Origin of the sequence: Halomonas sp. CnH100-B (assembly GCF_024124605.1) — a bacterium.
In the GTDB taxonomy this organism is placed as follows: domain Bacteria; phylum Pseudomonadota; class Gammaproteobacteria; order Pseudomonadales; family Halomonadaceae; genus Vreelandella.
Map to the genome: position 1 here is coordinate 223,956 of NZ_JAMXRX010000001.1, position 19,718 is coordinate 243,673.

Genomic DNA, 19,718 nt, shown 5'->3' on the forward strand with positions numbered 1-19,718 from the left:
GGCGGATGTCCATCGAAGATAAAAGCAGAGGGAGCAGCCGTGGCTACTCCCATGGCGCTAGTTACTGAGCGTCGAGGTAAGCTTGGGTAAAGCTGGGGTCGAAGCGCAGTTGCACGTTGCTCTCGTCTCCGAAGACGCCACTGGGTGTCTCGATGCCGACGACTTCTGCGTTTGGTGCCATGTCGCCTAGTAGGCCGTGCTGGAAGCTGAATTCAGCCACTCGCTGCATGGTGTCGAGTAGCTCCGGGCTTTCCATGAGCGCGATGGCTTCGGCGGGGTCGGTGTAGAGGTAGGTGGCGGCAAGTTGCTGACGATAGCCGTCAATATCAGTGCCAGCGGCATCTGCCATGATGCCAAGCGCATTTTCATCATCTGCCTCGATGAGTCCCATCACTTCATACCAAGCGCCTACCAGGGCATGACCCAGTGCCGGGTTATCCGCCAAGGTTTGCGTATTCACGACCATCATGTCGAGTATCTCGCCGGGGATCTCAGCCGAGGTGTACACCACGTTGCTATCCGCCATATCCTCGATGGCACCTAACTGGGGGTTCCAGGCAGCGACGGCTTCTGTGGTGTCGCTCGCGAACAGGCCGACGATATCCGCATCGGACGTATTCACCGTTTCGATATCACGCTCGGTTAACCCGACGCTCTCAAGCGCGCGGGCCAGAAAGTAGTGGGAGACGCTGAATTGAACGAGATTGACCTGACGGCCCGCAATATCGGTTAGGTCATCGCTGCCTTTCAGCACGATGCCATCATTGCCGTTGGAGTAATCGTTGATAATCAGTGCGGTGGAGTCGACGCCGCTGGCCGCTGGAATCGTTAGAGCATCCATGTTGGTCATGGCACACCCATCGACGTTGCCAGAAGTGAACTGATTGATGGATTCCACATAATCATTCACCTGCACGACATCGATACTAATGCCGTATTCGTCGGCCCACTTATCGACCACGCCTTCTACATCGGCATAGGCCCAGGGCATCCAGCCAGCATAAATCGACCAGCAGACGCTGAAGTCGCTGCGTTCTTGCGCTTGGGTAGGTGTGATCGTCAAGGATGATGCTAGTAGCGCCGCGGTCAGCGGAGCGAGGGACAGGCTTTTGAGGGCAGAGCGGTTGGAACGGGTCATGAGAGCCTCCAGCGGCTAAGAAAAAACTCAGGGGCATCGGCGCATCACTGTGCCTTATCCTCCCGGGCTTTTATCCCGCCGTGTAACCTTGCGCTTGCAAGGTCGATCGCTCTCGGACCAGCCACGTCCATCGGGGGCATATCGTTGATGGCGCCGGAACCCTAGCGATCTATTGGAAACTCGATTGTGTGGCAGCGAAGGCAGCCAATACCCCATGTGTAACACTTAACTACACAGCAAAATATTGGCCGCCATCGAAAAAGGTTTTTTATTTTAAAGGGTTATCAAGTTTTTAATGCTTCTCTATACGTTGAGTGCTCGCACGATGCTTTATCGTGGTGCGCAGATTTACCGCGACGCACCACAATCACACAAACCCATAGCGTAACGCTACAAAGGCGTTTTGCTCATCTTGCCTGGCACTTCGCGTACCAGCCTCGGCATGAGAAAGCCGGGCAGGTGTTCCAGCAGCGCTTGTATGAGCGCTTGCGCCTCACTGTCCGGCACGTCAAAGTGCGCGGCGCCCTGGACCGGGTCGAGCACGTGCAGGTAGTAGGGCAGCACGCCTGCTTCAAACAGCCGTTCCGAGAGGGCCGCGAGGGTGGGGACGCTGTCGTTGATGCCCCGTAATAGAACGCTCTGGTTTAGCAGCGTGACGCCTGCCTGTTTCAAGCGCGTGCAGGCATCCAACACGGCTTGGTCGATCTCGTTGGCGTGGTTGATATGCAGCACGACGACTTTTTGTAAGCGGGTGCTACCCAGCCAGCCAAGCAAACTTTCATCCACGCGGTCGGGAATGACCACGGGCAAGCGAGTATGAATACGCAGCCGTTTCAGGTGAGGAATGCTTTCTAACTGTTTGACCAGCCACGCCAACTGCCGGTCGCTGGCGGCAAGGGGGTCGCCTCCGGATAGGATCGCCTCGTGAATCGTGGTGTCGTCACGCAGGTAGTCCAGCGCTTCCTGCCACTGAGCGCGTGAAGGGGAGTTCTCGTGATAAGGAAAGTGGCGGCGAAAACAGTAGCGGCAGTTGATCGCGCAGGCTGGGCTGGCAATCAGGAGTACACGATTCGCATACTTATGGATCAGTCCTTTGACAGGGCGATGGTCGGCCTCTTCTAGCGGGTCGGTCACGTAGCCAGGCGGCGCGGCGGCTTCGTCACCCGTTGGTAAGATTTGGCGTAGCAGTGGATCATTGGGGTCGTTTGGTACAATGCGCGCCAGATAAGCGTCAGGGACGCAAATCTCGAAGAGCCCATGCCCGGCCTGCGCGCCCGCCAGCCACGCTTGGCTCAACCCCAGGCGTTGGCAGAGTACGGCGGGGTCGCGAACGGCTTGGGAAAGCTGGCGCTGCCAGGCGCTCTGAGTCTGGGCAGCGGCCTGCTGAGCAGCGATAATGATGTTCTCCTGCAAAAAGCCCTCCTTCGGGTTATCATGCGCGCACTTAGCGACGACGCTGCGATTGGCAGCGTGATGGGCGAGTAGGGTGTCTCACGGCCCATACTGAAATAGACGATTGAAACAGACCATTGAGAGGCATTATGGCGAACTATTCTACCAACGAATTCAAAGCAGGTTTAAAAGTAATGCTCGACGGCGATCCTTGTTCGATCGTCGAGAACGAGCTGGTGAAGCCGGGCAAGGGCCAGGCGTTCAACCGCGTCAAGCTGCGTAACCTGATGACTGGTCGTGTGGGTGAGCGCACGTTCAAGTCGGGTGACTCCTTGGAAGGCGCTGACGTCATGGACCTCGAGATGGAGTACCTCTACACCGACGGTGATATGTGGCACTTCATGAAGACCGACGGCTCTTTCGAGCAGTATGCGGTAGAGAAAAAGGCTCTCGGTGACACCGAAAAATGGCTCAAAGAGCAGGTGCCGTATACGCTCACGCTTTGGAACGACAAGGCGATCTCGGTCACGCCGCCCAACTTCATCGAGTTGGAAGTGGTCGAAACCGACCCCGGTTTGAAGGGCGACACGGCGCAGGGCGGCTCCAAGCCTGCCACGCTCTCTTCGGGTGCCGTGGTTCGCGTACCGCTGTTCATCAACCAGGGTGAAGTGCTGAAAATCGACACCCGTTCTGGTGAGTACGTATCACGCGCTTAATCGCGCGATGATAAAAGCGACCGATCCAGTCGCTTAAGCATTTCATTCATAAAGCCACGCGATACTGTTGCGTGGCTTTATGTCGTTAGGGAGAAGGGAATGACACTGAACTGGCAGCCAACGGCAACGGTGGGCACCCTGCGCGAGCGCGCCCGCTTGATCGCCACGGTGCGCGCTTTTTTTGCCGCGCGGGACATATGGGAAGTGGAGACGCCAGTGCTCGGCCAAGGAGGCAGTACCGACGTGCATTTGGTGTCGTTAGCGACGCTTGCCCGCACCGATAAAGGTCAGCGCAAACTATGGCTGCAAACCTCGCCTGAGTTTCATATGAAGCGACTGCTGGCGGCGGACAGCGGTCCCATTTTTCAGCTGGCAAAAAGCTTTCGTGATGGCGAAGTGGGCGCGCGGCACAATATCGAGTTCACCATGCTGGAGTGGTACCGCCCTGGTTTCACGCTGGCGCAGTTGATAGAGGAGACAACGGCGCTGGTGGCGCACGTGTTGCCGCAGCCACCGGGCCCGGTAGTGCACTACCGCTATCGCGAACTCTTTCATCGCCACTTGGAGGTAGACCCGTTCACCACGTCGCTGGACACGTTGCGAACGCTAGCAGCGCAGCGAGGCAATATGTCGGCCCACGCGCTGGCCGAGGAGGGGCGAGATACCTGTTTGGATCTGCTGATGGGCATGGTCATCGAGCCCACGCTGGGGCAGCAGGAGCTTAGCGTGGTCGTCGACTACCCAGCGAGCCAAGCGGCGCTGGCGCGACGCCATCAGGATGCCGACGGCGAATGGGTGGCGTCACGCTTTGAGCTATATCTGAACGGCATCGAGCTCGCCAACGGCTACGACGAGCTGACCGATGCCGAGGAGCAGCGCCAGCGTTTCGACGCCGATAATGCCGAGCGTCGCCGGTTGGGGCTCCCTGAGGTGGATGTCGATGTTCATCTGCTGGCAGCGCTCGAGCAGGGGCTGCCAGCCTCTTCCGGCGTGGCGCTGGGGCTGGATCGTTTGATCCAATTAGCGCTGGGTAAAGCGCGCCTGGAAGAGGTCTTGGCGTTTTCGACGGCTAACTGCTAACGAACGCGGCCAGCCTGCCTTAGGGCGTTGGGGTAGCGAGGCTCTGCCCCATTTGCACTGTCGCCCCGAGCGCATGATGGCCAAACGCCACGGGGTTAGCGAAGCACATCACGACGGTGGAGCCGAGTTTGAAACGGCCCATCTCTGCACCTTTCTCCAGCACGATCGGCTGCCCGAAGCGCATACGCTGAGGGTGGCCCGATAGCGGTGTTACCTGCCCAGACCAGACGGTTTCGATGGCGGCCACAATCATGGCGCCGACCAGTACCATCGCCATGGGGCCGTGTTCGGTGTCGAAGATACAGACCAAGCGCTCGTTGCGCGCGAACAAACCGGGCACATAGTTGGCGGTGGCTTGGTTGACCGAAAAGAGCCGCCCTGGCACGTAGATCATCTCTCTCAGCGTACCGGTCACCGGCATATGCACACGGTGGTAATCCCTTGGCGAGAGATAAACCGTCCCGAAGCTGCCGTTCAAAAACTCATCGGCTAACGCTTTGTCGCCGCCTAACAGCGTTTGAGCGGAAAACGTATGTCCCTTGGCCTGTACCAGTGTGCCCGCCGTAGTGAGGCGGCCAAACTGTGAGAGCGTGCCATCGGCAGGGCTCAACACTCCTTCGCCCAGTGGGCGCGCATCGGCTTTTAGCGCCCGAGTAAAGAAGTCGTTGAACGTGGGATAGGCCGTCGGGTCTGGCTCTAGCGCCTGGCTCATGTCCACGTTGAAGCGCCTGATGAATGCCTTGATGAGGGTGTTTTTCACCCAGGGATTATCGCACTGGGCGAACTTACCCGTTAGGCGCGACAGCGCGTGCTGAGGCAGTGGGTATTGAAGTAGTGAAAAGGCTTTTTGGGAAAGAGTCACAGTAATATCTTCATTTCTCGATGGGTGTATCGTCGCGGTTGCCCCACTCACCCCAGGAACCCGCATAGCCGCGCATAGTGAAGCCTAGCGCTTTGCCGACCAACCAGGTAAAGCTGCTGCGGTGGTGGCTTTGGCAGTGGGTGGCAATTTCCATGTCGGGGGTGAGCCCTAGGGCATTGAGTTCGGTCATGAGCTCTGCGTAGTCGCGGATTCTCAGCGCGCGGCTGCGATCCATGGCGTCTAGCCAATCCATGTTCACCGCACCGGGGATGTGTCCCAGGTGTTTATTGTTGCCGCGTTCGCCGTCGTACTCCGCTTTGGAGCGAGCGTCCCAGATGGCAAACTGTTTGTTGCCGAGCTTCTCTTTGATCTCATCACAAGTGATGGCGGCACTGGGGTTGAGAATCTCGGCGTGGTATTCGCTGGGGGGTGGCGCGGTGAGTTCGGTGCTCTCTTCCAGACCGGCGTCGCGCCAAGCGTGAATGCCGCCATTCAGATAGGAGTAGCGGGTGTGGCCGATCAGCTCCAGCGTCCAGAGCAGGCGAGCTGCCCAGCCGCCGCCTTCGTCGTCGTAGGCCACCACGTGTGTGTCGCGGGTCAAGCCCAGCGCGCTGAATAATCGAGACAGAAACTCTACCGACGGTACGTCATTAGGCACCGGGCCTTCGCCGCGCATCAAGTAGCGAAAATCCAGATAAATGGCGCCAGGAACGTGGCCCTGACGGTAGCTGTCGCCATTGGCGGGCACATCGATAATCAGCAGTTCAGGTGCCTGCAAGTGCTCTTGCAGCTGTTCCGGCTCGACGATGAGTGGCAATAGATTGTGTTCTGATGAGTGGCTGGCGGTGCTCATATCCGGCTCCCTGTCCTTGATAATAAGACAACCGCAACGAGGTAACGGCGATGTCACGCCGATCATTGCGGGTTTGTCACTGGGGATTCAAGCTATCGAGAATACGTCGATAGCTGGCAAAACGCTCTGGATGAATCTTGCCTGCCTCGACGGCGTCCAGTAAAGCGCAGCCCGGCTCATTGCGGTGGCGGCAGTCCCGGAAGCGGCAAAGGCCCAAATAGGGGTGGAACTCGATGAAGCCGTCGGTCACTTCCTGCTCGTCCAGATGGATCAGGCCAAACTCACGGATGCCGGGCGAGTCGATCAGTTCGCCATTGCTGACTTCGTCGCTGCGCATAGCGTAGAGCCGTGCGGTGGTCGTCGTGTGCGTGCCTTTACGCGAATCTTCCGATAGCGCGCCAATGCGCAGGGTTTCGTCGGGCAGCAGCAGGTCTATGAGCGATGATTTCCCCACGCCACTCTGGCCGACGAATACCGAGGTGCGGCCCGCGAGCTGCTGGCGCAACGTATCCAGCCCTTCGGGGTTGGCCGTGGTGGTGCGTACCACCGGATAGCCTAGCTGGTGATAGCGCTCCAGCAGCTGACCGAGTTCGCCGCCATCGTCTGGCAGCAAATCGGTTTTATTCAGCACCAGCACAGGCGCGATGCCGGTAGCTTCAGCGGCTACCAGATAGCGGTCAATCAGGTTGGGGTGAGGCGCTGGCTCGACGGCAAACACGATCAGCAGCTGGTCGATATTGGCGGCTACCGGCTTGAGCTGGCCGCGTGGGTCGGGGCGCTTTAAAATGCTGTCGCGCTCTTCACGGGCCACGACCACGCCCGAGCCATCCTGTCCCGCCCGCCAGATCACTCGGTCGCCGGTCACCAAGCCCTCCAGATTGGCGCGTAGATGGCAGCGCACGGGCGTGCCGTCGGCGTCGCGCACCTCCAGGGTGCGACCGAAGTGGGCCATCACTCGCCCTGGCTGTTCGGGGCCGTATTCGCCTGCAGAGAGCTTTTCGGCATCTTTGGCATCACGTTTTTCGGCACGCTGGGCGCGTTCGGCTTGTATCTTCTCGACTCGCCACTGCTGCTGACGGCTTAATTTACGTTTGCTCATGACCACCTGATGATCGTTACAATAGAGGGCATTGTACCCACCTGGACGGTCCACTGTCCTGTGTGGGGTGCGGGTTAGCGCAATATAAGCGACACTTTTGTTTGATGCGCCGATACAAGGGCGACCCTGACCAAGGAATGAATGCAATGAGCGAGCAAAACGGCGCACCGCGTAGCGACCTATTGGTGTGGATTGATTTGGAAATGACCGGTCTTGAACCGGACAAAGAGCGCATTATCGAGGTGGCGACACTCATCACCGACGCGCAGTTGAATATCGTGGCAGAAGGCCCAGTGATCGCCGTCAAACAGCCCGATAGCCTCTTGGCCGGAATGGACGACTGGAATCAGAAAACCCACGGTGAATCTGGTCTAGTGGCGCGGGTGAAGGCAAGCACCATCGAGACGCAAGAAGCCGAGCGCCAAACCCTCGACTTTTTACGCCAGTACGTGGTGGCGGGCTCTTCGCCGATGTGCGGCAACAGTATTCATCAAGACCGCCGCTTCTTGGAGCGGGAAATGCCCGACTTGTGGGCGTTCTTTCACTACCGCAACTTGGATGTCTCGACCGTCAAAGAGTTGGCGAAGCGCTGGAACCCCGGTGCGCTGGTGGGCTTCAAAAAGCAGAATGCCCACTTGGCAATGGATGACATCAAAGAGTCGATCGCGGAGCTTGCCCACTACCGCCGCACGTTTTTGCGTATCGAAGAAGGGAGCGACGAAGAAGAGTAGCCCTTAGGTGCGCGTCGCGATACGCGCATCGCGCTTGTGGCGCTGCTCGTCGAGCGCCCAGGCGACGTGCTCTCGCACCAGGGCGCTAGGGTAAGCTCGGCGTGCCCATAATGCGGCCTCGACGTCATCGCTCCACGGGGCATTGCCCAGCCCAACGGCAAGGTTACGCAGCCAGCGCTCATAGCCAATGCGGCGAATGGGGCTGCCTGCGGTTTTGTTCAAAAACTCCTCTTCGCCCCAGCTAAACAGCGCAATGAGCGATGCGCGGTCAAGGTCGTGGCGCGGGGAGAAGTCCTCTTCTTGGGTGATTTTTGTGAAGCGTGTGAACGGGCAAACGAGCTGACAATCGTCGCAGCCATACACGCGATTGCCCATGGCGCGACGGTACTCTACGGGAATCGCGCCGTGCAGCTCGATGGTGAGATAGGAGATGCACTTGCGCGAATCGACGACCTTGTCGTCGACGATGGCCCCGGTGGGACAAGCGGTGCGACAGGCGCTACAGCTACCGCAATGCTCCTGTTCGAAAGGTGCATCGACGGGCAGCGGGAGGTCGGTATACAGCTCTCCCAGAAAGAACAGCGAGCCCGCTTTGGGGTTTAACAGCATAGCGTTTTTACCGAACCATCCTAAGCCTGCCTTTTGGGCAAGCGCACGCTCCATTACCGGGGCGGAGTCGACGAAGGCGCGGAAACCAAATTTTCCTACTGCTTGCTCGATGTGCTTTGCCAACTGTGCCAAGCGTTTGCGCATCAGCTTATGATAGTCCCGGCCCAGCGCGTAGCGGGAGACGTAGGCACGGCTGGGTTGGCCCAGCACCTTGGCACTCTCTACTTCGGCGGGCAGATAATCCATGCGCACGCTGATGACCCGGCGAGTGCCGGGTTCCAGTTCGTCAGGTCGCGTGCGTTTGGTGCCGTGCTTCGCCATAAAGCCCATCTCGCCGTGGTAGCCTTTATCCAGCCAGCGGTTCAGATGGGCCTCATGAGCCGCTAAGTCCGTGTCGGTGATGCCGACCTGCTGAAAGCCCAGCTCGCGACCCCACTGCTTGATCTGCTCGGCAAGCTGATGCAGAGACTCGCGGGAGATGGGTTCGTGAGACGGTGAAAAAGTGGTGGAACTTGGCATGGTCAGTCAACGGTGAGGCGTTAAGCGCGCTATGCTAACGCATTAGCCGCTGGCACGACATGCCGAGCACGCCGTTGCGTGATCGGGCGGCACCTGAGCGTTGATTTAGCACCCTATCAAGGAGACACCGTGTCTACGTTGAGTACCTCTTCGCTACGTCCTCTCTATAAGGCATCGCAAGTGCGCGAGCTGGATCGGCGCACCATTGCCGGTGGTATCGAAAGCTTTGCCTTGATGCAGCGGGCGGCCTCCAGCGCCTGGCACAGCTTTCGCTCGCGCTGGCCTCAAGCGCGCAGCGTGACCGTCGTGTGCGGCAGCGGCAACAATGGCGGCGACGGTCATGTGCTGGCGGCGCTGGCCATGCAGTCGGGACTCAAAGTGCAGCGACTTTCCCTGACACCGCTAGACGCGCTGACCGGCGACGTTGCCCGGGCTGCCGAACTGGCAACGGCAGCGGGGGTCGGGTTTGAGGAGTGGCAGCCCAGTACGACGCTCGCCGGTGAGGTCATCGTCGATGCCCTGCTAGGCACCGGGCTGTCAGGCGACGTCGAGGGCCGCGCTAAGCAGGCCATCCACGCCATGAATGCGGCGTCTCAGCCCGTGCTGGCGCTGGATATTCCGTCGGGGATTTCGGCAGATACCGGGGCGAGGCTAGGCACGGCGGTCGAAGCCGCCTGCACGGTCACGTTCATTGGTGACAAAATTGGCCTGCACACTGGGGAAGCACCGGCCTACACCGGTGAGATCGATTTTCGCCCGTTGGGCGTCAAGGCGCAGGCGTTCTTCGATATTCCACCCACTGCATGGCGCCTGGATGAGACGCTGCTGGGAGAGGCCTTTCCGCCCCGTTCGCGTACTAGCCACAAGGGAAGCTTGGGGCACGTCTTGGTGATGGGAGGCGCGCCGGGCTTTGGTGGGGCGGCGCTGTTGGCCTCGCAAGCGGCTGCGCGACTAGGAGCGGGCAAGGTCACCCTCGCCACTGCTCAAGAACACGTTACCGCAAGCCTCGTGCGTTGCCCGGAAGTCATGGCGCGCGCGGTGCGTAGCGGAGCCGACGCGGCCGAACTGCCTTCTACCGCAGACGTGCTCGTGGTGGGGCCAGGACTTGGGCAAGAAGCGTGGGGGCAGGCGGTGCTACAAAGTGCACTACAGGCAGACACGCCGCTAGTGGTGGACGCCGATGCGCTCAATCTGCTGGCCAGCCGCTGGCCGACGCTGCGTCGCGACGACTGGGTATTGACCCCCCATCCTGGCGAGGCGGCCAGATTGCTAGGCTGTTCCGTGGCCGATGTTCAGTCGGATCGTCCGTCGGCCGCCCGCGCACTACAGCGTGCCCGGGGAGGCGTCGTGATATTAAAAGGTGCAGGCAGCTTGGTGGCGGGACCCAGTGGGCTGGTCGTGTGCCCCTATGGTAATCCGGGCATGGCCAGTGGCGGCATGGGCGACGTACTAAGCGGTATGCTGGGCGCTTTGGTGGCTCAAACTGGCAGTCTCGAGCAGAGCGCTTGGTTGGGCGTCATGCTACATGCGCTGGCAGGTGATGAGGCGGCTAAAGCCGGTGGAGAGCGTGGCCTGTTAGCAAGTGATCTGGCATCCTATGCACGAGTGCTCATTAACCCGTGAAGGCGGCCAACATGCAGGTGCAATTGAATGATGAAGAGGCCCACGTTGCCTTCGGCGAGGCGCTGGGCAAAGCGCTAACCGGTCGCGGGCTCGTATATTTAGAGGGCGATTTGGGGGCGGGCAAGACCACCCTGACGCGCGGCATTTTGAGGGCGTACGGTTATCAAGGCGCCGTGAAAAGTCCGACCTATACCCTGGTGGAGCCTTATGAACTGGGTGATCAGCGCCTCTATCATCTGGATTTATACCGTTTGGCAGACCCGGAAGAGCTGGAATTCATGGGCGGGCGCGATGTGCTAGCCGACGATGCTCTTTGCCTCATCGAGTGGCCCAGTAGAGGCGACGGCTGGCTGCCTGCGCCGGATGTGCGTATCCAGCTCCGCGTTGCGGATCCAGGGCGAATGGCGCTGTTGACGGCCGAGAGTGCGCTCGGTCAGCACGTTTTGGGGCAACTGAACTCGCAAACCACCGGTCACCCGCAGGAGGGTGGTGTCATTCAATGGAAATGAAACAACCCCTCCGTCGTCTCCTTGGCCAGTGCGCGTTTGGTTGCGCCATGCTGTTGACCGGTGTCTCTGGCGTGCAGGCCGCCAACGTCGACAGTATGCGGCTCTGGGCTGCTCCGGATCACGCGCGTTTGGTCTTCGACCTGACAGCGGCTACTCAGGCCAATGTGTTCTCGTTGGAGAATCCGTCGCGCCTGGTGATCGATCTGGACGACAGCCAGCTCAATACCGACGTCTCGACCCTACCGCTGGAGGGAAGTGCGATTGCTGCCGTGCGCACAGGCGTGCGTGACGGCAACGGACTGCGCGTGGTGCTGGAGCTGAACCGCGAGATCGAGCCGCGCCACTTTACGCTGCCGCCCAACGATCAGTATGGCCATCGTCTGGTGGTCGATCTGGAGTACCCCGGCGAAAGCGCGGTGGAAAATCCCATCGACCCCATCGAAGCGATGATTCGTGATCAGGAGATGGTGGCGCAGCGCTCGGCTCAGGCTCAGCTGCCTGAAGACGACGCTGCGGTGCCCCCCGCCGCGCCAGACCAGCCGCCAACCGAAGTGCAGCCTGCCCAGCCGCATCCGCAGCGGGATATCATCATCGCCATCGATGCCGGTCACGGTGGCGAAGACCCAGGCGCCATTGGCCCTGCAGGCACCCGCGAAAAGGACGTCGTGTTGGAGATCGCCAGACGGCTTGCCTCCGATGTCAATCGTACCCGGGGGTTTAAAGCCGTGCTGATCCGCGATGGCGACTACTACTTGGGTCTGCGTCAGCGCACACAGCTGGCCCGAGAGCAGAAGGCCGACTTCTTTGTCTCGATTCACGCCGATGCCTTCACCAGCCCACGCCCTCAGGGCAGCTCCGTGTATGCCCTTTCCCAGCGTGGGGCGACGTCAGAAACGGCGCAGTGGCTCGCAGATAGCGAGAATCGCTCGGATTTGATCGGTGGGGTCGATGGCAGCCTATCGCTGCGTGATAAAGACCAAGTGCTGCGCGGCGTGCTGTTGGACCTCACCATGACCGCCACGCTCAACGACTCGCTGTCGATCGGTGGGCAGGTGCTCGAGCAGCTTGGTCGAGTGAATCGGCTGCATAAGTCGCGGGTCGAGCAGGCGGGCTTCATGGTTCTGAAATCGCCTGATATTCCGTCGCTGCTGATTGAGGTGGGGTTTATCTCCAATCCGGACGAAGAGCGCCGCCTGCGTGACCCGGTGCATCAGCAGGGCCTATCGACGGCCATTTTCAGCGGGTTGCGCGATCATTTTCAGCGTAACCCCCCGCCCGCGAGCCTATTGGCGTGGCAGCGTGATCACCAGCGTAGCCCCACTGGCGACGAATATCGCATCCAATCGGGGGATACGCTCTCGTCGATTGCCGTTCGCCACGGTGTTCCAGTGAATCAGTTGAAGCAGGCCAACGATTTGAATGGTGACGTGATCCGGGTGGGCCAAGTGCTGCGTATTCCTAGTTCCTAGTTTTTGACGCGCGTTTTTTAATAGACCGCTTAGATGATGAGCTTCTGAGGTGTTGGTTGACTGAATTGAACTCGCTGTCTGGCCGTATCCATGTGCTCGACCCCCGCCTAGCTAACCAGATTGCGGCAGGTGAGGTGGTCGAGCGCCCCTCGTCAGTCACGAAAGAGCTGATCGAGAACGCCATCGATGCGGGCAGTCAGCGTATCGAAGTGGAGATCGAGCAGGGCGGTGCTCGGCTGATCAAGGTACGTGATGACGGTATTGGCATCGGCGAGGAGGATCTCCCGTTGGCGCTGGCACGTCATGCCACCAGTAAGATCAGCAGTCTCGAGGACCTGGAGGGGGTCAGTTCGCTGGGCTTTCGCGGCGAAGCGTTGGCCTCGATCAGCTCCGTATCGCGTTTGGAGCTGGTGTCCAACGCGGAGGAAGACCCCCGTCAGGGGTGGCGCGTCGTGGCCGAGGGGCGAGGTATGGAAGCGCGGGTAACGCCCGCGCCTCACCCACGGGGCACTAGTGTCTCGGTGCGCGACCTGTTCTTCAATACGCCCGCGCGGCGTAAGTTCTTACGCACCGAAAAGACCGAATTTGCTCATGTAGAAGAGGCTTTTCGTCGTCAGGCGCTGTCGCGTTATGACATTGCCTGGGTATTGAAGCACAACCAGAAGGTGGTGCATCAGCTGCCTCAGGGCAATTCGCCCGCCTCCCGTGAGCGACGGATTGCGTCGCTGTTGGGCAAGAATTTTATTGAACACGCCCGCTATATCGAACGTGAGGCAGGCGGCTTGCGTCTGAGCGGCTGGGTAGGGCTGCCGACCCACTCCCGCTCTCAAGCAGACCAGCAGTATTTCTTCGTCAATGGCCGCGTGGTGCGTGATCGCCTCGTTGCGCATGCGGTACGTCAGGCGTATCGCGACGTGCTCTATAACGGACGCCATCCGGTGTTCGTGCTTTATCTGGAGCTCGATCCAGACGTGGTGGATGTCAACGTTCACCCCACTAAACATGAAGTGCGCTTCCGTGATGGGCGCATGGTGCATGACTTCCTGTACTCCAGTTTGCACCACTGCTTGGCGGCCTCCAAGCCCGCCGAGGAGGGCGACCCCAACGAGGAGGCTGCTCCGACGGGCGAGGGCGAATCCGTTTCCAGCGTGGCAACTGCGTCAGAGGCTTCCCGCTGGCAGCAGCAGGGTATGGCCTTGTCGGAAGCGCCCGAGCGGCACCCCGGCGCTGAGCGGGTGCGCCGCTTCATGCAGGGGTATCAGGCGCTGCATCCCGATCACGAAGAGACGCTGCTAACGCCGCAACCAAGCCCGCCAAGCTCACGTCCAGTCGCCTCGGAAGTACGCGAAGCCCCCCTGACCATGCCGGATCATGACGCCACGTCAGCACCGCCGCTGGGGTTTGCGCTAGGCCAGCTCCATGGCGTGTACATTTTGGCGCAGAACGCCCAGGGGCTCGTGCTGGTGGATATGCACGCCGCCCATGAGCGAATCGTTTACGAGCGTATGAAAAACCAGCTGGCGGCAGCAAAAGGAATCGATACGCAACCCTTGCTAGTGCCCGTCTCGCTGGCAGCCAGTCGTAGCGAAGTCGCCACGGCAGAGAGCGAGCGTGACGCCATTGCCCAGCTGGGGGTCGAATTGGATGTGGCGGGCCCCGAGACGCTGCTGGTTCGCCAGCTGCCTGCGCTGCTGGCCCAAGCCGACCCCGAAGCGCTGGTGCGTGAAATGCTCGAAGAGTTGTCCCGCTACGGCCGCACGCATCAAGTCGAGGCGCGCATTCATGAGCTGCTGTCTACCATGGCATGCCATGGTAGCGTGCGGGCCAATCGACGCTTAACGCTGGATGAGATGAATGCACTGCTGCGAGATATGGAGCGCACCGAGCGTAGCGACCAGTGTAATCATGGCCGTCCCACTTGGACGCAAATGAGCATGAAAGCGCTCGACCGTCTATTTCTGCGCGGCCAGTGACGATGAAGACAACCAACGGAGTGCGGCTAGCAGATGGCTGATACACGCCCCTGGGCGATATTTTTGATGGGGCCTACGGCCGCTGGGAAAACCGATGCCGCGATAGCGCTTCACGAACGGCTAGGCCATGAGCTGATCAGCGTGGATTCCGCGATGGTGTATCAAGGCATGGACGTGGGTAGCGCCAAGCCCAGTGCGGCCGAGCTGGCGCGGGCACCCCACCGTTTGATCGATATTCGCGATCCCGCCGACCCCTACTCAGCGGCCGACTTTCGCGAAGATGCCCTGCGGGAGATGCGTCAAATCAGCGCGGCGGGGCAAGTGCCGCTGCTGGTGGGCGGCACGATGCTTTACTACAAGCGCTTGGTGGAAGGAGTGGCCAATTTGCCTGCAGCGGACGCCGCCATCCGTGAGCTTCTGGAGAACCAGCGGCAGCAGGAGGGCTTGATTGGGCTGCATCGCACCCTTGCAGAGGTCGACCCGCCCTCTGCGGCGCGTATCCATCCGAATGACCCTCAGCGGCTGATGCGTGCGCTGGAAGTGTTCTACGCCTGCGGTCGCCCCATGAGTGAGCTGTGGGCGGAGCAGCGACCGGAAACCTTTCCATGGCGGGTGCTGTCAGTAGCGCTAGCACCGCAGGATCGTAAGGTGCTGCACCAGCGCATTGCCCTGCGTTTTGAATCCATGCTGGCAGAGGGCTTGATAGATGAGGTCGCCGCCCTCAAAAAGCGTGATGATCTACATATTGACTTGCCATCCATGAAGAGCGTTGGCTACCGTCAAGTATGGGAGTATCTAAACGGCGCTTATGATCGAGACGAACTCGTGTCGCGAGGTGTCATTGCCACCCGTCAGCTTGCTAAGCGTCAGCTGACCTGGCTGAGAAGTTGGCCGTCGTTGACATGGATCGACTCGCAGCAGCCTGACGCACTGGATAAGCTTCTGAAATTCGTGCGTGAAAGCGGTGCTTAGCGTAAGATAGTGATTTCGTAAGCAAGTGTTTTCGAGTGGCCGGCTAGCGCGTTTGACACACTAGGCCTTTCGGGCAACAAGATTGCGGCGTAGCACCAGTAGGGCACGCCATTTGATAACCAACCCCAACGACAGTTTTAGGGAGAGCAACATGTCCAAAGGGCAGTCCCTTCAAGACCCGTACCTGAACATTTTGCGCAAGGAGCGCATTCCGGTCTCTATTTTCCTGGTAAACGGCATTAAGCTGCAGGGCCAGATTGAATCGTTTGACCAGTTTGTCATCTTGTTGCGCAATACCGTCAGTCAGATGGTTTATAAACACGCTATTTCCACGGTGGTGCCTTCGCGCAACGTGCGTTTGCCGGCACAAGACCCTTCAGCACCCGATGCTGAAATCTAACACCGCTGGATAGCAAGAGAGTCCATGAGGTATTGATTGTTTTTTGAACGCCCAGACGCCGGTGAAACGGCAGTACTTGTTCACGTAGATTTCTATGATGAGCAGGCACGTGAAGACCCGGGTGAGTTCTTGGAGCTCGTGCGCTCTGCTGGCGCAGAGCCCGCGACATTGCTCACAGCCAGCCGACAGCGCCCTGATTCCCGCACCTTCATCGGGTCAGGAAAGCTGGAGGAGCTGCGGGCAATGCTCGCAGCTCATCACGCTGAACTGGTCATCTTCAACCACAGTTTGAGTCCCTCCCAGCAGCGCAACCTTGAGCAAGAACTCAAGTGCCGCGTATTGGACCGTACGGGTCTGATACTCGATATTTTTGCGCAGCGGGCACGAACGCACGAAGGTAAGCTGCAGGTAGAGCTTGCCCAGCTCGAGTATATGTCTACGCGCCTCATTCGCGGTTGGACACACCTTGAGCGACAAAAAGGCGGGATCGGCTTACGCGGTCCCGGTGAAACACAGCTAGAAACCGACCGTCGTTTACTACGCGGTCGTATCAAGTCGATTCATAAGCGCTTGGATAAAGTGCGCAGCCAGCGGGAGCAGAACCGGCGTGCCCGCGCCCGTGCAGAAATCCACAGCGTATCGCTGGTGGGCTATACCAACGCGGGCAAGTCGACCCTGTTCAATGCGCTGACCAGTGCCGAAGTTTATGCAGCGGACCAGCTCTTTGCTACCCTGGACCCGACGCTGCGACGTTTGGAAATCGAAGACGTAGGGCCGGTCGTCATGGCCGATACCGTCGGCTTCATTCGTCACTTGCCGCACAAGCTGGTCGAGGCTTTCCAGGCAACGCTGCAAGAGGCGGCAGAAGCCACGCTGCTCGTGCATGTGATCGACGCTGCCGACCCTGATCGCGAACTCAACGTCGAGCAGGTCGATAACGTGCTGAAAGAGATCGGGGCGGATAACGTGCCGGTGCTCAAAGTAATGAACAAGATCGACAAGCTGGACAGCGCACCGCGTATCGAGCGCGACGGCCACGGTGTTCCCGACGTGGTTTGGCTGTCTGCTCAGCAGGGCCAGGGGCTAGAACTGCTCCATGAAGCCCTCACCGAGCGACTCGCCAACGACGTGATTGGTTTTTCGCTTACTCTTTCCCCAGAGCAGGGAAAGCTGCGTGCCGGTCTGCACGAGCTCAATGCCGTGCGCGAAGAGAGCTTCGACGAGCAGGGGCGCTCTGTATTGGATGTGCGCTTGCCAAGGCGCGACTTCAATCAGCTGATGGCTCAGCTGGGCGAGCGTGCCAATACCTATTTACCAGAAGCATTACGCGAATCTGACGAATGGTAGCCCATCGAGTACCTGCCCGTAGTCATTGGCTGTAAAGGTATGGTACAAGATTGATATAGCAACAATATCAAAAGCACCCGGCCTTGCATTCAGTATCAAGGCAAAGTGCAGGTGAACACCTTAGTGGAGACGAAGTATGGCCTGGAATGAGCCCGGTGGTGGCAACCAGCACGACCCCTGGAGCGGTGGCGGCCGACGTGGTAACGGCGGTGATCGCGGTGGGAACAATGGTGGTGGAAACAACGGCGGCAATAATGGTGGCAACAACCAGGGGCCACCTGACTTGGATGAGGCGCTGAAAAAGTTCCAAGACAAGCTCAACGGCATGCTGGGTGGCAGCGGCAAGAAGAGCGGCGGCGGTGGCAGCGGCAAGAGTGGCGGCGGCAAGCCGCGTAACTCTTTTGCACTGCCCGGTCTTCTGCTCATCGTGGCGCTGGCCATCTGGGGAGCCTCGGGCTTCTACCTCGTGGACCAGTCGGAGCGTGGCGTCGTGCTGCGTTTTGGCGAGTACCAGGGCATCGTCGAGCCGGGCCTTCAGTGGAATCCGCCGCTCATCGATGACGTGCGCATGGTCAACGTGACGCGCGTACGCTCTGTTTCTCAGACTCAGTCCATGCTGACGCGTGACGAAAACATCGTCGAAGTGGAAATTTCTGCCCAGTACCAGGTCGCCAATCCGCGTGATTTTGTGCTGAACGTTCGTGATCCAGCGCTCTCCATCGAGAATGCCCTGGACTCGGCGCTGCGTCACGTGGTTGGTGGTACGGACATGATCGATATCTTGACCTCTGGTCGTGAGATACTCGGTAGCTCCGTCGCGAGCCGTCTGCAAACGTATCTGGATGCCTACGGCGCCGGTATTCGTCTACAAACCATCAACATCGAATCCACGTCGGCGCCTGCGCCCGTCATCGATGCTTTCGATGACGTTATTCGTGCCCGCGAAGATCGTCAGCGGACGATCAACGAAGGTATGGCGTATGCCAACGCGATCATCCCGGCCGCACAGGGTCAGGCGCAGCGTATCGTCGAGCAGGGGCAGGGGTATCGTGAGTCGGTCGTGGCAGAAGCGCAGGGTCAAGCCAACCGCTTCAACGCGCTACTGACCGAGTATCGCAACGCACCTGAGATCATGCGTGAGCGTATGTACCTGGATGCCATCGAAGAAGTCTTCGGTGGAACGCCAAAAGTCCTTTTGGACGTGAGTGAAAATGCGCCGTTGATGTATTTGCCGCTCGATCAGATGCGCGGTAACAGCGGTAATGACAGCCGCTCAACGAGCGATGACGGTAGCGACAGCAACAGCGATGCGATCGACCCGCGCGTGCTGGAGTCGCTGCGCGGTAGCCAAAGCAACGCTTCCTCATCGTCGTCATCGAGCAATAACCCCATTCGCAGGGAGGGCCGCTAAATGATTAATAATCGATCCCTGCTTATCGTAGGTGGTTTGGCCGCCGTGGCGTGGCTGGCGAGTAACAGTCTGTATGTCGTGGATGAAACCGAGCGCGCGGTGAAACTGCGCTTTGGTGAGGTCATCGAAGAGAATATTCAGCCCGGCCTGCATGCGAAAATTCCGATTGCGCAGACCATTCGCAAATTCGACGTTCGCCTTCTGACGCTGGATACGGATACCAGCCGTTATTTGACCCTTGAGCAAAAGGCGGTCATCGTCGACTCTTACGTCAAGTGGCAGGTCGTTAACCCGACTCGCTACTACGAGGCCACCGCTGGCGATGAAATGATGGCGATTCGCCTAATTCAGCCGCGAGTGGATGAGAGTCTGCGTAACGAATTCGGTCGTTTGAACCTTCAGGAAATCATCGCCGAGCGCCGTGATGACCTGATGACCGGACCCACCGAAGAGCTGGACCAGCTGATGCGTGAAGAGCTGGGCGTGGCGATTCGCGATATTCGTATCAAGCGTATCGACCTGCCCGAAGACGTATCGGCAGCAGTCTTCGAGCGTATGCGCTCAGAGCGTGAGCGTGAAGCCCGTGAGTGGCGTGCTCAGGGTCAGGAAGAGGCCGAGCGGATTCGGGCGAATGCCGATCGCCGCCGTCAGGTACTGTTGGCCCAAGCGAACGAGCGTGCCGAAACCCTGCGCGGTGAAGGCGATGCCGAAGCGGCTGCGATCTTCTCGGAAGCTTATAGCCAGGATCAGGAGTTCTTCGCCTTCTGGCGCAGCCTGAACGCCTACCGCGAAAGCTTCGCTGGCGACGGTAACCTGCTGGTGCTCGAGCCGGATAGCGACTTCTTCCGCTATCTACGCAGCGCCGTTCCCGACAGCGCCGAGTAATGCGCCAACCCCGTCAAGCACTGCGCTTGGCGGGGTTCACCTCGCGCATAAACGTGATAGACTTTATCTACCGGGCGTCGCCCGGTTTTTTTGTGGCCCTCGTTTCGTGAACGTTCCACACAGCGCCCGG

General features: G+C 59.5%; 18 protein-coding genes and 1 riboswitch. Of the genes, 12 read left to right on the forward strand and 6 right to left on the reverse strand.

The features are described from left to right. Positions 1-61 precede the first annotated feature (61 nt). Positions 62-1,138 carry a putative urea ABC transporter substrate-binding protein gene (locus tag NH398_RS00905; RefSeq protein ID WP_253015927.1) on the reverse strand — a complete coding sequence of 359 codons (1,077 nt, stop codon included), beginning with the start codon at positions 1,136-1,138 and terminating at the stop codon, positions 62-64. Between the two features lie 57 nt (positions 1,139-1,195). Further along, a riboswitch (guanidine-I (ykkC/yxkD leader) is annotated at positions 1,196-1,314 on the reverse strand. 214 nt (positions 1,315-1,528) lie between these two features. Beyond that, positions 1,529-2,551 (reverse strand): EF-P beta-lysylation protein EpmB, encoded by a 1,023-nt coding sequence (gene epmB / locus NH398_RS00910; protein WP_253015928.1) that lies wholly within the window; start codon positions 2,549-2,551, stop codon positions 1,529-1,531. A 128-nt stretch (positions 2,552-2,679) separates the two neighbouring features. On the opposite strand from epmB, the gene efp reads away from it, so the two are divergent. Both efp and epmA read left to right on the forward strand, forming a co-directional pair. Beyond that, positions 2,680-3,246, forward strand: a complete 567-nt coding sequence (efp, locus tag NH398_RS00915; protein ID WP_139527117.1) for an elongation factor P — start codon at positions 2,680-2,682, stop codon at positions 3,244-3,246. A 99-nt stretch (positions 3,247-3,345) separates the two neighbouring features. Next, positions 3,346-4,326 (forward strand): EF-P lysine aminoacylase EpmA, encoded by a 981-nt coding sequence (gene epmA, locus NH398_RS00920; protein ID WP_253015930.1) that lies wholly within the window; start codon positions 3,346-3,348, stop codon positions 4,324-4,326. A gap of 19 nt (positions 4,327-4,345) precedes the next feature. Here the strand turns inward: epmA and asd are convergent, their stop codons facing one another. From asd to rsgA, 3 genes are all read right to left on the reverse strand, one after another. Then, a complete protein-coding gene (asd, locus tag NH398_RS00925; RefSeq protein ID WP_253015932.1) occupies positions 4,346-5,188 on the reverse strand; it encodes an archaetidylserine decarboxylase in 843 nt (280 codons plus the stop codon). A gap of 10 nt (positions 5,189-5,198) precedes the next feature. After that, positions 5,199-6,041, reverse strand: coding sequence for a sulfurtransferase (locus NH398_RS00930; RefSeq protein WP_253015934.1), 843 nt, complete (start codon positions 6,039-6,041; stop codon positions 5,199-5,201). Between the two features lie 76 nt (positions 6,042-6,117). Then, complete coding sequence (gene rsgA / locus NH398_RS00935) at positions 6,118-7,140, reverse strand: small ribosomal subunit biogenesis GTPase RsgA (RefSeq protein WP_253015936.1); 1,023 nt, start codon at positions 7,138-7,140, stop codon at positions 6,118-6,120. 146 nt (positions 7,141-7,286) lie between these two features. On the opposite strand from rsgA, the gene orn reads away from it, so the two are divergent. After that, complete coding sequence (gene orn, locus NH398_RS00940; RefSeq protein ID WP_159342603.1) at positions 7,287-7,871, forward strand: oligoribonuclease; 585 nt, start codon at positions 7,287-7,289, stop codon at positions 7,869-7,871. A gap of 3 nt (positions 7,872-7,874) precedes the next feature. Here the strand turns inward: orn and queG are convergent, their stop codons facing one another. Then, positions 7,875-8,999 carry a tRNA epoxyqueuosine(34) reductase QueG gene (gene queG, locus NH398_RS00945; RefSeq protein WP_253015937.1) on the reverse strand — a complete coding sequence of 375 codons (1,125 nt, stop codon included), beginning with the start codon at positions 8,997-8,999 and terminating at the stop codon, positions 7,875-7,877. Between the two features lie 129 nt (positions 9,000-9,128). Between queG and NH398_RS00950 the strand changes: the two genes are divergently transcribed. The 9 genes from NH398_RS00950 (at position 9,129) to hflC (ending at position 19,588) form a co-directional block, all read left to right on the forward strand. After that, positions 9,129-10,622 carry an NAD(P)H-hydrate dehydratase gene (locus tag NH398_RS00950; protein ID WP_253015938.1) on the forward strand — a complete coding sequence of 498 codons (1,494 nt, stop codon included), beginning with the start codon at positions 9,129-9,131 and terminating at the stop codon, positions 10,620-10,622. 11 nt (positions 10,623-10,633) lie between these two features. Beyond that, complete coding sequence (tsaE, locus tag NH398_RS00955; protein WP_253015939.1) at positions 10,634-11,131, forward strand: tRNA (adenosine(37)-N6)-threonylcarbamoyltransferase complex ATPase subunit type 1 TsaE; 498 nt, start codon at positions 10,634-10,636, stop codon at positions 11,129-11,131. Between the two features lie 47 nt (positions 11,132-11,178). Next, a complete protein-coding gene (locus NH398_RS00960; RefSeq protein WP_253016540.1) occupies positions 11,179-12,600 on the forward strand; it encodes an N-acetylmuramoyl-L-alanine amidase in 1,422 nt (473 codons plus the stop codon). Between the two features lie 56 nt (positions 12,601-12,656). Beyond that, positions 12,657-14,573: a DNA mismatch repair endonuclease MutL gene (gene mutL, locus NH398_RS00965; protein ID WP_253015940.1), complete on the forward strand. Its 1,917-nt coding sequence runs from the start codon at positions 12,657-12,659 to the stop codon at positions 14,571-14,573. A 33-nt stretch (positions 14,574-14,606) separates the two neighbouring features. After that, positions 14,607-15,545, forward strand: coding sequence for a tRNA (adenosine(37)-N6)-dimethylallyltransferase MiaA (gene miaA / locus NH398_RS00970; RefSeq protein WP_253015941.1), 939 nt, complete (start codon positions 14,607-14,609; stop codon positions 15,543-15,545). Between the two features lie 151 nt (positions 15,546-15,696). Next, on the forward strand, positions 15,697-15,945 hold the full coding sequence (gene hfq / locus NH398_RS00975; protein ID WP_159342598.1) for an RNA chaperone Hfq: 249 nt from the start codon (positions 15,697-15,699) through the stop codon (positions 15,943-15,945). Positions 15,946-15,981: 36 nt separating this feature from the next. Next, positions 15,982-17,292 (forward strand): ribosome rescue GTPase HflX, encoded by a 1,311-nt coding sequence (hflX, locus tag NH398_RS00980; protein WP_253015942.1) that lies wholly within the window; start codon positions 15,982-15,984, stop codon positions 17,290-17,292. Positions 17,293-17,428: 136 nt separating this feature from the next. Beyond that, entirely contained in the window at positions 17,429-18,703 is a 1,275-nt protein-coding gene (gene hflK / locus NH398_RS00985) for an FtsH protease activity modulator HflK (protein ID WP_159342596.1), read from the forward strand. Then, positions 18,704-19,588, forward strand: coding sequence for a protease modulator HflC (gene hflC, locus NH398_RS00990; RefSeq protein ID WP_159342595.1), 885 nt, complete (start codon positions 18,704-18,706; stop codon positions 19,586-19,588). The last annotated feature ends 130 nt before the right edge of the window (positions 19,589-19,718 follow it).

Excerpts from the sequence above, each read along its gene's own strand:
- NH398_RS00905 (WP_253015927.1), bottom strand. The coding sequence starts at position 1,138 with ATGACCCGTTCCAACCGCTCTGCCCTCAAAAGCCTGTCCCTCGCTCCG.
- efp (WP_139527117.1), top strand. The coding sequence starts at position 2,680 with ATGGCGAACTATTCTACCAACGAATTCAAAGCAGGTTTAAAAGTAATG.
- epmA (WP_253015930.1), top strand. The coding sequence starts at position 3,346 with ATGACACTGAACTGGCAGCCAACGGCAACGGTGGGCACCCTGCGCGAG.
- NH398_RS00930 (WP_253015934.1), bottom strand. The coding sequence starts at position 6,041 with ATGAGCACCGCCAGCCACTCATCAGAACACAATCTATTGCCACTCATC.
- rsgA (WP_253015936.1), bottom strand. The coding sequence starts at position 7,140 with ATGAGCAAACGTAAATTAAGCCGTCAGCAGCAGTGGCGAGTCGAGAAG.
- orn (WP_159342603.1), top strand. The coding sequence starts at position 7,287 with ATGAGCGAGCAAAACGGCGCACCGCGTAGCGACCTATTGGTGTGGATT.
- queG (WP_253015937.1), bottom strand. The coding sequence starts at position 8,999 with ATGCCAAGTTCCACCACTTTTTCACCGTCTCACGAACCCATCTCCCGC.
- tsaE (WP_253015939.1), top strand. The coding sequence starts at position 10,634 with ATGCAGGTGCAATTGAATGATGAAGAGGCCCACGTTGCCTTCGGCGAG.
- NH398_RS00960 (WP_253016540.1), top strand. The coding sequence starts at position 11,179 with ATGCTGTTGACCGGTGTCTCTGGCGTGCAGGCCGCCAACGTCGACAGT.
- miaA (WP_253015941.1), top strand. The coding sequence starts at position 14,607 with ATGGCTGATACACGCCCCTGGGCGATATTTTTGATGGGGCCTACGGCC.
- hfq (WP_159342598.1), top strand. The coding sequence starts at position 15,697 with ATGTCCAAAGGGCAGTCCCTTCAAGACCCGTACCTGAACATTTTGCGC.
- hflK (WP_159342596.1), top strand. The coding sequence starts at position 17,429 with ATGGCCTGGAATGAGCCCGGTGGTGGCAACCAGCACGACCCCTGGAGC.
- hflC (WP_159342595.1), top strand. The coding sequence starts at position 18,704 with ATGATTAATAATCGATCCCTGCTTATCGTAGGTGGTTTGGCCGCCGTG.